Genomic DNA, 12,307 nt, shown 5'->3' with positions numbered 1-12,307 from the left:
CGCTGACTTCTCCTAGATTAGCTGCGCAAGCTATCGTAATAGCTGCTGATATGCGCAGTTTCGTGGTAACCCTTTGACTCTTTAGTGGTTACCTTGCTGCTCTCGCTGACCTGTGCCACGCTCATGCCGGTTGCGGCAATGGCGGCACCCGCTACGCTGCCGACGGTGAGCGCTTTGAGCAAAGATCGGCGAGATAAATCGCTGGGTTGCTGCTTCATGCTGACTCCTGAAATTAGGGTTTAGTTTTTGAGATCGCACGGCTTTTTGTGGGGTTCATCTTGTTATCAAAAAGTGAAGATTAGCGGCGGAAAAGATAATGAAATCATCTTGTTTACCATCAATCATCGCGCGTGACGGCAATATAGTAGGAAAGGGTTGAGTAGGAATTGATCTAGGACAGTTTGCAGCCCTGAAATCGGCGGCCGTTCTCTTAAAGCGTTAACTCGCTCATAGTTTAGTGAACTACTAGGGAAGAGGGCGTTGGCGGATTTTTGTATCTCGCTGTTTCAGTTGTTAATTTTTTGTACTGTTGAATTAATGCGAGGGGTATCAGTGCGAATAAAAAACACCCCGCGAGGCGGGGTGTTTTGAGGATGTAAAAGCTGCGGTTTAACTTAGTCTTTATACTTTAAGCTGCCGTTGGCTTTGATTTCGTCATACCAGAGATTATGGTGCTGGATTGCCCAGTTTTCATCACAATAGCCTGACTTCATACACTCCATACCGCCTTCGCTCAGTACGGTCGCCATCCAAATATGCACTATAGTAAAGGCAATCAAGATAATGGCGCTGATAGAGTGGATCAGCAGCGCGCCCATAGAGGCTTCGCGGGGTAAATCTAAGCCTGGTAATACCAACATGATGCCAGATACGCTGATGAATAAACCAAACAACATCAGGGTCCAGAACCACATTTTTTCACCGGCGTTAGCGAAACCACTGTCAGGGTGCTTACCTTTGAACGGGCCAAAGTTGATATAACCACCTACCACTAAAAACCATTTCAAATCATACATCTTGAAGGTTTGTAACGGCATCCATTTCACCACACATACAGCCCAAGCCGCGATAAAAATGGGACCTGCCCAATCGTGGATTGTTTTGCTGCCATAGATCAATGGCGCCCAAAGGTCGGGGTCTAACATTGGCTGTATGACATGCTTACCTAACATTATGGTTAGACCGGTAAACATCAGTGCCAGACAGCTGCTCGCCATGATCCAATGGATCCACAGATCCGCCTTTGACCAGCGCGAAACCATCTTGCCTGAAAAGCCATGACTCAGTTTTGATGGACCATTTACCAGATAAAACAATAAGAAAGCACCAAACACACCTACCACGGCTAGCGCCATGACGGGGGTTAAGTATTCATTTCTCAGTTCTTTACCTTGGTTACCGGCAACGTTAATCAACACCCCAGTATCTATCCCTTTGGCAGTGGTATAGCCGGCATCGCCTGCTTTTACCGCTCGCCAAAGATCGGCATCGCTGGTTTGCGCTTTCGCCTGTTGTTGACTCGATTGCTGATCACTTGCGTGTACTGGGTTTGAGCTCATGACTGAACCTAATCCCAATCCCATGACGAGCACCAACAGAGCAAACAGACTGCGCAGTGATTTGTTTAACTGTTTGTTTAACATTTTCACTCCTTGCCAGAGGTTAGGGATTTCTCCCTAACCCTCGCTCTGCTTAGTTAATCTCACCTGTCTTGGGGTTGTAACCCCAAATCACGTTAGGATTGCCTCGAGAGGCCATACGTTGACGGTAAATGTTTGATACCACTTCCGCATCACCTGCGAGCAGCGCTTTAGTAGAACAAAGCTCAGCACACATAGGTAATTTGCCCTCAGCAATACGGTTGGCACCGTATTTTTTACGCTCAGCTTCGGAGAAGGTTTCTTCTGGGCCACCGGCACAGAAAGTACACTTGTCCATCTTGCCACGACTACCAAAGGCAGTCTTTTTCGGGAATTGCGGTGCACCAAATGGACAAGCATAGAAGCAATAACCACAACCGATACAAGTATCTTTGTTGTGTAGCACTATGCCGTCTTCGGTACGGTAGAAACAATCTGCCGGACATACGGCCATGCAGGGAGCGTCAGTACAGTGCATACAAGCCACTGAAATTGAGGCTTCGCCAGGTAGACCATCGTTGATCGTCACCACGCGGCGACGTTGAATTCCCCACTCGAGAGCGGAGTCGTTTTCGTTCTTACATGCAGTGACGCAACCGTTACACTCGATGCAGCGCTTGGTGTCACACAGAAATTTCATGACTGCCATAATGGCTTATCTCCTCATCAAGTAGGTTAGGCTTTGCTGATTTGGCATAGGCTGGACTTAGTTTCTTGCATCTGAGTCACAACGTCGTAGCCATAAGTTAAAATGGTGTTTGCAGATTCGCCTATCACGTAAGGCACTGTGCCTTCTGGATAGTTTTTCGCTAGGCTTTCGCCTTCAAACACCCCTGCAAAGTGGTATGGCATAAAACATTCACCGGCAATAACGCGCGGTGTCACCATAGCCTTAACCGTGATTTTGGCGCCTTCTGGACCATGAACAAAAACATTGTCACCGTCGCGAATACCGCGATCCGCTGCATCAGCAGGGTTCATTTCGATGAACATTTCTTGTTGTAGTTCAGCTAACCAAGGGTTAGAACGGGATTCTTCACCACCACCTTCATATTCTACTAGGCGGCCTGATGTGAGTGCCAATGGGAAGTCTTTAGCAAAATCCTTGTCTTGAATTGACTTATACAGTGTCGGTAAGCGTGCAACCATACGATCTTCGTATGTGGGGTATTTAGCGACTAAGTCACGACGAGGCGTGTAAAGTGGTTCGCGGTGGCGTGGAATATCGTCTGGGAATGTCCATACAATACAACGAGCTTTGGCGTTACCGTAAGGGATACAGCCGTGCTTGATAGCAACACGTTGGATACCGCCGGAAATGTCAGTTTTCCAGTTTTTGCCTTCGGCGTGTTTTTTCTCGTTTTCGGTCAGGTCATCCCACCAACCTAATTGCTTAAGCATATCGGCGGTAAATTCAGGATAGCCATCTTGGATCTCACTGCCTTTAGAGTAAGTACCTTCGGCAAGAATATTATTGCCTTCATGTTCCACACCATAGCGAGCACGGAAGTTACCGCCACCGTCTTTCACATGTTTGGCTTCGTTATACAGAATCTGGGTACCAGGATGTTTCATCTCTGGTGTGCCCCAACATGGCCAAGGTAAGCCGTAGGTTTCGCCTTTGGCAGGACCACCGGGGGCTTCTAAGCTGTCAGCATCAAAAGTACCCCAGTTTTCTTGGTGCATTTTTAAACGCTCTGGGCTTTGTCCGGTATAACCGATAGTCCACATACCTGTGTTAAATTCGCGGGTGATATCTTCAATCAAAGGCTCTTCACCATTGACTTTAATATGCTTGAATAGCTCTTTATCTATACCCACTTTTTTAGCGAGTTTGTACATGATCACATGATCAGGCAGGGATTCGAACAGGGGTTCTATGACCTTAGAACGCCATTGTACTGAGCGGTTAGTCGCAGAGATTGAACCGTAGGTTTCAAACTGGGTTGCCGCAGGAAGTAAATAAACCCCATCTTGACGTTGGTGCATAACACCCGCCATGGTTGGGAATGGATCGACAACGACGACGGTATCCATTTTATTTAAAGCTTCACGCACTTCACGGCCACGGGTTTCAGTGTTGACCGATTGTCCCCAGAAGAACGCCAGACGAATATTGTCTTTTTGCGCTATCTTGGTTTTATCTTCTAACACGCCATCGTGCCAGCGCGAACAAGGAATACCCGCAGAGGTTTGCGGTTTTTGTCCTAGATATTCGCCTTGATCGAAACGGCTCGCTACCCAATTAGGGTCGAGATCCCACACATTATTCCAATGGGCCCAAGCGCCAGTCGTTAAACCGTAGTAGCCCGGTAAGTTATCAAATAACAAACCAAAGTCGGTTGCGCCTTGCACGTTATCATGGCCACGGAAAATGTTAGTGCCGCCGCCAGGTACACCCATGTTGCCCAGTGCTAACTGTAAAAGACAGTAGGAGCGAGTGTTAGAGTTACCCACGTGGTGCTGAGTACCACCCATACACCAAATAATGGTGCCGGGTTTGGTTTCAGCCATCATTTTGGCGACGCGGTACATCTGCGCTTTTGGTACACCCGCAACCAGTTCAACTTCTTCTGGGGGGTATTTTTTCACTTCTTCGCGGATACGATCCATGCCATAGACACGGTGTTTGATAAACTCTTTATCTTCCCAGCCGTTTTCAAATATGTGCCATAACAGGCCATAAATGAAGGGGATGTCTGTGCCAGGACGGATATGCACGTACTCGTCAGATTTCGCTGCAGTACGGGTGAAACGTGGATCAACAACGATGATTTTGGCACCGCGTTCTTTACCAATCAAAATATGCTGCATGGCAACAGGATGCGCTTCACTGGGGTTTGCCCCAATAAACATGATGCACTTAGAGTTGCGAATATCGTTGATTGAGTTGGTTTGCGCACCGTAGCCCCAAGTGTTAGCAACACCGGCTACCGTGGTAGAGTGACAAATACGTGCAGAATGGTCGACGTTGTTCGTGCCCCACAGTGCCGCGAATTTGCGATATAAATAAGCTTGTTCGTTAGAGAACTTAGCGCTACCCATAAAGTAGACCGAATCTGGGCCTGACTCTTGACGAATTGAAGCCATTTTATCGCCGACTTCATTAATCGCTTGATCCCAAGAGATCTTTTTCCATTTTCCGCCTTCTAACTTCATGGGGTATTTCAGGCGTTTTTCGCCGTGACCATGTTCACGCAGTGCAGCACCTTTCGCGCAGTGACCGCCAGCGTTGAACGGGTGATCGAATGCGGGTTCTTGACCCGTCCATACACCATTTTGTACTTCTGCATACACACCACAACCTACGGCACAGTGAGAACAGATGGTACGTTTGACTTCGGTGGGAACATTATGGCCAATATCTTCTTGGGCCTGTGCTTTACGCATCATGCCTGTGCCCAGCATGGACGCCGCAGCGATCCCTCCTGTGGCAAGACTTGCCGATTTTAAGAATTGACGACGATTGAGACCCAGTGCTGGCGCTTTAGCTTCGACAACCTGGTCTGTTTTGCGGGTTAATCGCATCACACACTCTCCTCTATTTTAGTTTTAAAGCGACGCATAATAGCTACGAATATGGTCGGTTTCGCGGTAGTTCTCACTTTTAGGCTCTGTGGTTGCTGCCGTTTTTGTCGAAGCTAACGCTTGACTACTCACAGTGACCACTGCGCCTGCCGCACTGCCGAGTGCCAATGCTTTAAGCAATTGACGACGGCCCATGTCGGAAGCTGGCTTCTTCATAGTGTCTCCTTGTGTTACGGGATAAGGTGGTACAAACGGCTACCACCTCGGTTATTGTGGAAGCCTAAGCTTCCGTTATTGTTGCGAAGGCGAACATTAATCCCACCTTCGCAGTTTGAACTCATCTCTAACATTTACATTTAGCACGCACATGCCGTGCTATCACTCAGTTTAGTCTTAGTTCATTAACTCTACTGGTTTTGCTAAATCGCTGGTGGCTGGCTGTAAGTCTGCGCTGCCTGGGCAATTGACTGGAATATCTAAGCTTAATTGCTCAAAAGCACTGGCTTCCATTGCAAAAAAAGCTTTTGCTAGCTGTGCAACCGTGGCGTAAAACGCCGCACTTGGCGCCTTGGCTAAATTGTCGCAAAAACGGCCAATCCAGCTGCCGATATGGCGTTGGTAAAAAGCCAATTGGCGATAACTTGGCGCTTCTAAAATCAGAGTACCCATCACTTCACACAGTGCTGCAACGTGATCTTCGGGTTCCTTGACGTTGTCTTCGCGTTCAAACCCCAGTTGCATTAAGTCTTGGCGTAGCAATGCCAGTGGTTTATCCATCAATGAGCCCGTCATAAACCAGCTGCCGTAGGGCAGGATCTCACCGCAACCTACACCGAGGAACAGGGCAAAATACTCGTCTTCTAGTTGTGCACTGTTGAACTGCTGTGCGGCGAGTTGGAGTGATAACCAAGCTTTAGTCATCTCGTTGTCTTCATTGGCATCAATTTCAAGATTGGCCAAAAAGTGTAGCAGTTCAGGACTTGGCTGACGGCGCAATAGGGCGGCTAACAGTTGATAGATATCGGCTCTCAACTGATCGTTTTCTGAAACTTGTCTTACTGATTCGGTCATAGCGGATCTCTTATCGCAGTTGCTTTTCAGGATCTTGAAGAATGTCTTCAAACATGTCTTTTACCCGGCAGTCGCCACACATTTTCAAGCGTTCAATATTGGCAGAAAATGCGCTGTGCGCGCCGACCATATCCAGCATCCGATGCACCATAGATTGGGTCGCAAAAGGAGAGCCGCAGCGAATACATTCGAAGGGGGCTTCTTCTTTCAGGGTGTGTTGTTGCTGACGGGCAGCTTTATTAAAGTTAATTTGCGGGGTAAGGCTGATAACCTTTTCAGGACACGCTGCCTCACATAAACCGCATTGCACGCAGTTTTGCTCGATGAAGTGTAGTGCAGGTTTGTCGCCACCATCTTGTAATGCCATCGTGGGACAAATTGCCACGCAGGACATACACATAGTGCACTTTTCTACATTCACACTGACTTTGCCAAAGGGAATATTGTTGAGGCTAAGGCAAGTATCAATTTCACCCGCTTGGCTATTGAGGTGATCGATCGCTTCAAATAGCGTATTGCGTTTAGTGGTCGAGGCAAATGCAGCGGGCACGATCACGGGCCAATCTAAGCTGATATCGAGCATCGAATCTAAATCGGCAAGCATGCTTGGGTCGATGAGGCTGATACGTTGCGGCTGACCCATCTCATCTAAAATACTGTTGGCTAAAGAAAGTTCGCCTTTAAGCATTTGCGTTAGGGTTGGCGCTGTTGCGTCTGTGTTGAGGATCAGCACTTGGCGCGCGCCCCAAGCGAGTACTGACAACCAATGATCTACGCTAGCAACGGTAATTTCTTCTAAGGCGACGGGGATAACATCACCCGCTAGATCGTCGCTAATAAAGTTGGCGCCGACGGCATTATCGTGGAACAAAATCACCGGTGCGGTTTGGGCTTGTTCGCGGAAACGGCTAACGACTTTGTTCAGGTATGAATGCAAAGCTTGTGGCGTAGGTAAATCGTAACTGATGGCACCCGTTGGGCAAGCGCTGGTACAACTGCCTGCGCCATGGCAAAGATATGGATCGATTTCAATTTTCTTTGCGACACTGCTGATCGCATCTGCTGGGCAGAAGTTGAGGCAACGATTACAACCATTGATGCCATTGCGGTCGTGGGCACAGATATCTGGGTTAATTTTGACGTAGCGCGGCTTATCAAATTGGCCGATGAGATCGGGAATTTGCGCAAGGGCATCTTCGAGTTTTTCAGCGTCTTGGCCTACGTAAAAATAGCCGGGTGGCAGCATTTCTAAGTTCAAACAAGCTGCGCTGCTCAAATCGAGCACGATATCGAAATGGGGTTTACGGATTGACACTAAACTGAGTTCGGCAGCTCCATCTTGATGTTCAACACTGACTTGAAATTGGCCTAAAAAGCCTTTTACGCCAATGAGTTTGTTGTAATAGCTTTCGACATCAGTTGCCGCTGCCATGACACGTTCTAGGTGTGCTTCATCTTGGCTGGTAATGGCTTCGTTGGCTAAAATCACCCTATGGGCCATAGTGGACAATTTGTCCGCGGCAAGGCGAGCCAGATCTTCTGGGCCAATAATAAGAACATTGCCTTCGGTGGTATAGCTGACAGTTGGCGGGATCAGATTCTGCAACATCTGAGTTTGCGTTAATACCTGTTGTCGCGCTTGTTTTAACGCTTCTTGGGTTTGATTGGTCATCAAATAAGTGCTCACATTGCGTTCCTGAACAGTACTTTGGCTGTTTCTTGTTTTACTGTATCTGGGCAGATTTAGGCGGCTGGTAATAAGTAAGTCATTGCCTTTTCTGCTTTTATCTAAGCTTTTTTATATCTTAGTACAGCAATTCACATACCAAAGTTACGGACATTAAAATTAGCTAAACTGACGTTAAACAACTCGGGTATGTACCTGAGCTAAGGGCTCTGGTGCATTTTGGGGTAGGTCATCAGTCTCCCCATCCAAATTGTCCGTTATCGGCTCAGCTGCCAATTCGACTTCGACTTCATTAGTCTCATGAGTTGTTGTTTCGCTTACATCAAGACTCGTGGATGGATTGCTTTCTTCAGTTTGTTTGGCTAAAACAGCTGATTCTTCATCCGAGGTCTCGCTGTCTTCGGCTATGTAACGGAAGACTTTTTGCATCAATTCAGCTGAGACTTCTGCACTGAGTTTCGGTTGATTACTGTAATCGAGTGCATATTCCAAAAGCCCATCTATCTCGTTGAAATGCGGTTGTTTCCACAGTGCACGTAGCGCTGCAGATTTAGCCGCAGGGTCAACATTGGCGCCCATAAAACTTGCAAAGCTGCCGCCTATTTCAATTTCGTCGGGATTGGGTAAATCCGCTGCAGTGAGGATGCGATTAGGATCGTCATGCTCTGCAGTATTAGGTTCAAAGGCTGACTCTGTGGGTTGAAGCTGCTCAACTGCCATAGTGGGCTCGGCTACGATGGTCTCCAGAGGTGTGGTTTCCCCGTCAGCTCGCGCTTCCTCTGCTGCAACTTGTTCGCGCCGTTGGTTCCAGCGACTCAGTAGCCCGCCTGTTTTTTGTATGGATTCAGCCATTAGTCCCTCCGTAATGGATCGTGACTCGGGCCTTGATTATTACGGCCATCGACATGTTTACGGCGATGAGCGGCAATTTCGACTTCACCATATTGGGTGATAAAGGCTTCAATCCAACAAGCGATAGCTTTTGGCATCAATAAGTTGAGGACAGGGGTATTGCCCTCAAGACAACCCGCCGCGACATTCTGATCCGCCGATAATGCCGCCGGTATCCAAGTGCCATCGGCCGTTTCATCACATACTAAATACAGCATGGCGTTATCTAAATCGAGATTGAGGCGATAGCTGGCGCGTTCGTCTTTGTGCAGTTCGAGTAGCACTAAGGTTGCATCGTCTGGGGCTTGATGGGTGGCGGGAAGTAGGTGATCAATTTCCCATTGTACTGAGGTCCAGCGGCCAACTTGCTTCTCTACTTTCTTGAGTGAAACGTACATAGGCCAAACACTAGTTGTATGTTGCATTGTCTCTCCGTCTCAGCCGTGTTGATGGACAAACCGTAGAGTGAACGGTTCGGTTTTACCAACAAATTGCGATAAAAGGTCACTGCAATATTGGTGCCAGTAAACATAGTGGATTAGTTTGAGCTAGATCATCAAAAACACCCTATAAATTGGACATTTTGTCCAGTACAGGATTTTGTTTGGGACATAAAAGGGCTAATGAAAAATCAGCATTGCGGCAGATCACGCATTTAACCCCAATTTTTATGTCTAGGTATAAATATTGCTATGCTCTGGCCATGACTCGTTAAGCGGTAACATTATGATCTCTGAAAATATCACTATTCCTGATAACAACATGAGCACAGATAGCGAAATAGCGGCAGCCAATCCTTCTCAAAAAACTCAGCATCAGTGTTCTTTTGTGAGAACTCAAGTGGAAGTACCGCTAACCATTGCTGTAAAAGCAGTGAATGAAGCCGGGGAAGTGTTGGATAAATTTGTCGCCTGCGAACGTCCGCTTACCGTGTATTTGAACTGGCGACCAATAGTGACACTTATGACCCTAGGGGCGAAACCTGAGTCACTGGCGTTAGGTTATCTTAAGAACCAAGGCTTTATTTCGGATGTGAACTTACTGGACTCTGTTATCGTCGATTGGGATGTGAGTTCTGCAGCCGTGGTTACCCGTGAACAAACCGCCGATTTGGATGAGAAACTCTCCGAAAAAACGGTGACATCAGGCTGTGGTCAAGGCACGGTTTATGGCAGTTTTATGCAAGATTTAGACGGCATCAATTTACCAACGCCAAGTCTTAAGCAAAGCACCCTTTATAGCTTATTGAAAAATATCAACGAATATAATGAAACCTATAAAAATGCGGGTGCTGTGCACGGTTGTGGCTTGTGCGAAGACGATAAAATTATGGCTTTCGTCGAGGATGTTGGCCGTCATAATGCCGTAGATACTTTGGCTGGGGATATGTGGCTGACTCAGGATCGCGGCGATAATAAGATATTTTATACCACTGGCCGCTTAACTTCGGAAATGGTGATTAAAGTCGCCAAAATGGGGATCCCTATTTTGCTATCACGCAGTGGCGTGACTCAGATGGGCTTAGCACTAGCGCAGCAGCTGGGTATTACTATTATTGCCCGCGCCAAAGGTCGTCACTTTTTGGTGTACCACGGTAGTGAAAATCTGCAGTTTGATGCCAATACGGCTCCTTAGCCTCAAGTCAGCTAAGACTTACATGCAGTAACGAAGAATAAGACAAGGAAACAAGATGACGTCTGCCAGTGAATTGGTCTACATGAGCGCGAAGCAAGTGGCCGAGTATTTAGATCTTAATGAGAAAAAAGTCTACGCCATGGCTAATGACAGAATTCTCCCCGCCACTAAAATCACCGGTAAATGGCTATTTCCGAAAGTGTTAATCGACCGTTGGGTAATGGATTCTTGCCACAGTGGCATGCTGACCGACCGTTTATTGATCACTGGTAGTGACGATCCACTATTATCTATGCTGGTGGCGCGTTTGATGGCGCAAGTTGGTAGTCGTGAGTTGATAAGCTACAGCGCAACAGGTTCACGCTTAGGGTTAGAGTTGCTTGCTAAAGGTTATGCCGATGTGTGCACCTTACACTGGGGTAGCATGGAGGATAGAAATATTCGCCACCCAGCTTTACTTAAAGGTTATAACAACCATCAGCAATGGATCATGGTGCATGGTTACTCCCGTCAGCAAGGGTTGATCATGCGTGCCGATATGCACCACAGATGCCAAGAAGAAGATAAAGTCGTGAACTTGCCTTGGCGTTGGGTGAGTCGTCAGGGGGGGGCAGGTAGCCAACAGCACTTAGAGCATTGGTTGTTAAAGCAAGGTGCTCGCTTAGATCAACTTAATGTCGTGCTAACTGCCTATAGTGAACGCGAGTTGGCGGGTTATATCGCTAGGGGTGATGCCGATATTGGTTTTGGTTGTCAATCTGTGGCTTTGGAAAGTGGTTTAAGTTTCGTGCCGCTGATTAAAGAGTCTTTTGATTTCGTTATGCCGCAAAGCATTTACTTCCGTCGTCAGCTTCAACAACTTTTTACTATGTTGGCGAGCGGTCACTCGAGGCAAATGGCGGCACTACTTGGTGGCTATGATCTGACAGACTGCGGACAACTGCTATGGAGTGCGAGCTAATCCACTCAACTCGGTAATGGATTAAGGTGAATAGAGTTGAATGGTCTCTGAACTACTTATTACTGCTACTACATGCTGATATCTAATGTAGCCAGTTACTAACGAATAAGTATCAAAGAGACCCTCTTTATATTGCTGATTACGTTGCTTCGACTTTCTATGGTGGGTTGATGGGAGGCAACTACTATATATAGGTAAAGTATCTTCATCGCCAAATACACTCAGAGTGTCATCTTCTTCTGCTGTTCCCCGTCATTCTCCCATAAACGACTCCATATAAAAGTGGAGGTGAGATATTCCGGTTCGAGCAGCCGTTATTCTCATTTAAATCTGATAGCATTCATGCTCATGATCCCTTTGTCTTGATACTGTACGCTGGTAATCAATTGGGCCAAATTACAGATAAAGCGCTATTTTGTGGATAACTTTGGGGGTAAGTGGTGGGTATGGTGTGGCTAGATTAGATAATTAGAATTAACTGCAAATTTCCTTAAAATAGGGGTTGCACAAAATTCTCTGCTGCCTATAATGCGCATCCACTGACACGGCAGACAGCGAAAGCATGCTGATGTGACAGTTCATCGATGAGTTTAGTGATTGATGAGTGTTGAGAAAGTTTGCAAAAACTCCTTGACGTGAAACGGAAAATGCGTAGAATACGCAGCCCTAGCCAACTGGAAGCGTTCGACGCTCAGTGTGGTACTCAAGTTCTCTTACGAATATTGAGTTGCTCTTTAACAAGATAAAACAAGAAATCTGTGTGGACACTCACAGGTGTTGAGTTAATCGAAACTGCTTAACCTTCGGGTTGGCAGTCAAAAATTTAAATCAATGTAACAATGAGTGTTCATAGCAATATGTACAGTTTGTTTCTTTAGTTAGAAACAAAAAATC

General features: G+C 46.8%; 11 protein-coding genes. 2 read left to right on the top strand and 9 right to left on the bottom strand.

What is annotated here, in order from left to right:
• Nucleotides 1-17 precede the first annotated feature (17 nt).
• The 9 genes from L5M28_RS20230 to L5M28_RS20190 form a co-directional block, all read right to left on the bottom strand.
• Nucleotides 18-218 carry a twin-arginine translocation signal domain-containing protein gene (locus L5M28_RS20230; RefSeq protein WP_105250556.1) on the bottom strand — a complete coding sequence of 67 codons (201 nt, stop codon included), beginning with the start codon at nucleotides 216-218 and terminating at the stop codon, nucleotides 18-20.
• Nucleotides 219-614: 396 nt separating this feature from the next.
• A complete protein-coding gene (locus L5M28_RS20225; RefSeq protein ID WP_263204262.1) occupies nucleotides 615-1,643 on the bottom strand; it encodes a formate dehydrogenase subunit gamma in 1,029 nt (342 codons plus the stop codon).
• Between the two features lie 49 nt (nucleotides 1,644-1,692).
• Nucleotides 1,693-2,289 carry a formate dehydrogenase FDH3 subunit beta gene (gene fdh3B / locus L5M28_RS20220; RefSeq protein ID WP_006083566.1) on the bottom strand — a complete coding sequence of 199 codons (597 nt, stop codon included), beginning with the start codon at nucleotides 2,287-2,289 and terminating at the stop codon, nucleotides 1,693-1,695.
• 26 nt (nucleotides 2,290-2,315) lie between these two features.
• Nucleotides 2,316-5,168, bottom strand: coding sequence for a formate dehydrogenase subunit alpha (locus tag L5M28_RS20215; protein WP_219251898.1), 2,853 nt, complete (start codon nucleotides 5,166-5,168; stop codon nucleotides 2,316-2,318).
• Between the two features lie 24 nt (nucleotides 5,169-5,192).
• Nucleotides 5,193-5,384 (bottom strand): twin-arginine translocation signal domain-containing protein, encoded by a 192-nt coding sequence (locus L5M28_RS20210; protein WP_113940320.1) that lies wholly within the window; start codon nucleotides 5,382-5,384, stop codon nucleotides 5,193-5,195.
• A 177-nt stretch (nucleotides 5,385-5,561) separates the two neighbouring features.
• Nucleotides 5,562-6,239, bottom strand: a complete 678-nt coding sequence (locus L5M28_RS20205) for a molecular chaperone (protein WP_113940321.1) — start codon at nucleotides 6,237-6,239, stop codon at nucleotides 5,562-5,564.
• A 10-nt stretch (nucleotides 6,240-6,249) separates the two neighbouring features.
• Entirely contained in the window at nucleotides 6,250-7,911 is a 1,662-nt protein-coding gene (locus L5M28_RS20200) for a 4Fe-4S binding protein (RefSeq protein WP_263197576.1), read from the bottom strand.
• Nucleotides 7,912-8,100: 189 nt separating this feature from the next.
• Complete coding sequence (locus tag L5M28_RS20195; protein WP_263204261.1) at nucleotides 8,101-8,778, bottom strand: DUF3306 domain-containing protein; 678 nt, start codon at nucleotides 8,776-8,778, stop codon at nucleotides 8,101-8,103.
• Nucleotides 8,778-9,242 (bottom strand): DUF3305 domain-containing protein, encoded by a 465-nt coding sequence (locus L5M28_RS20190; RefSeq protein WP_105250549.1) that lies wholly within the window; start codon nucleotides 9,240-9,242, stop codon nucleotides 8,778-8,780. Before L5M28_RS20190 ends, L5M28_RS20195 begins: the two co-directional genes overlap by 1 nt.
• Nucleotides 9,243-9,579: 337 nt before the next feature.
• Between L5M28_RS20190 and L5M28_RS20185 the strand changes: the two genes are divergently transcribed.
• Both L5M28_RS20185 and L5M28_RS20180 read left to right on the top strand, forming a co-directional pair.
• Complete coding sequence (locus tag L5M28_RS20185) at nucleotides 9,580-10,452, top strand: formate dehydrogenase accessory sulfurtransferase FdhD (RefSeq protein WP_168827777.1); 873 nt, start codon at nucleotides 9,580-9,582, stop codon at nucleotides 10,450-10,452.
• Between the two features lie 55 nt (nucleotides 10,453-10,507).
• A complete protein-coding gene (locus L5M28_RS20180; RefSeq protein WP_006083558.1) occupies nucleotides 10,508-11,413 on the top strand; it encodes a helix-turn-helix transcriptional regulator in 906 nt (301 codons plus the stop codon).
• The last annotated feature ends 894 nt before the right edge of the window (nucleotides 11,414-12,307 follow it).

It is taken from the genome of Shewanella sp. SW32, from assembly GCF_025653365.1.
Classification (GTDB): domain Bacteria; phylum Pseudomonadota; class Gammaproteobacteria; order Enterobacterales; family Shewanellaceae; genus Shewanella; species Shewanella oncorhynchi.
The sequence above is the reverse complement of the archived record's forward strand: the minus strand, read 5'-3'. Positions and strand labels throughout refer to the sequence as shown.

Excerpts from the sequence above, each read along its gene's own strand:
- L5M28_RS20230 (WP_105250556.1), bottom strand. The coding sequence starts at position 218 with ATGAAGCAGCAACCCAGCGATTTATCTCGCCGATCTTTGCTCAAAGCG.
- L5M28_RS20225 (WP_263204262.1), bottom strand. The coding sequence starts at position 1,643 with ATGTTAAACAAACAGTTAAACAAATCACTGCGCAGTCTGTTTGCTCTG.
- fdh3B (WP_006083566.1), bottom strand. The coding sequence starts at position 2,289 with ATGGCAGTCATGAAATTTCTGTGTGACACCAAGCGCTGCATCGAGTGT.
- L5M28_RS20215 (WP_219251898.1), bottom strand. The coding sequence starts at position 5,168 with ATGCGATTAACCCGCAAAACAGACCAGGTTGTCGAAGCTAAAGCGCCA.
- L5M28_RS20210 (WP_113940320.1), bottom strand. The coding sequence starts at position 5,384 with ATGAAGAAGCCAGCTTCCGACATGGGCCGTCGTCAATTGCTTAAAGCA.
- L5M28_RS20205 (WP_113940321.1), bottom strand. The coding sequence starts at position 6,239 with ATGACCGAATCAGTAAGACAAGTTTCAGAAAACGATCAGTTGAGAGCC.
- L5M28_RS20200 (WP_263197576.1), bottom strand. The coding sequence starts at position 7,911 with ATGACCAATCAAACCCAAGAAGCGTTAAAACAAGCGCGACAACAGGTA.
- L5M28_RS20195 (WP_263204261.1), bottom strand. The coding sequence starts at position 8,778 with ATGGCTGAATCCATACAAAAAACAGGCGGGCTACTGAGTCGCTGGAAC.
- L5M28_RS20190 (WP_105250549.1), bottom strand. The coding sequence starts at position 9,242 with ATGCAACATACAACTAGTGTTTGGCCTATGTACGTTTCACTCAAGAAA.
- L5M28_RS20185 (WP_168827777.1), top strand. The coding sequence starts at position 9,580 with ATGAGCACAGATAGCGAAATAGCGGCAGCCAATCCTTCTCAAAAAACT.
- L5M28_RS20180 (WP_006083558.1), top strand. The coding sequence starts at position 10,508 with ATGACGTCTGCCAGTGAATTGGTCTACATGAGCGCGAAGCAAGTGGCC.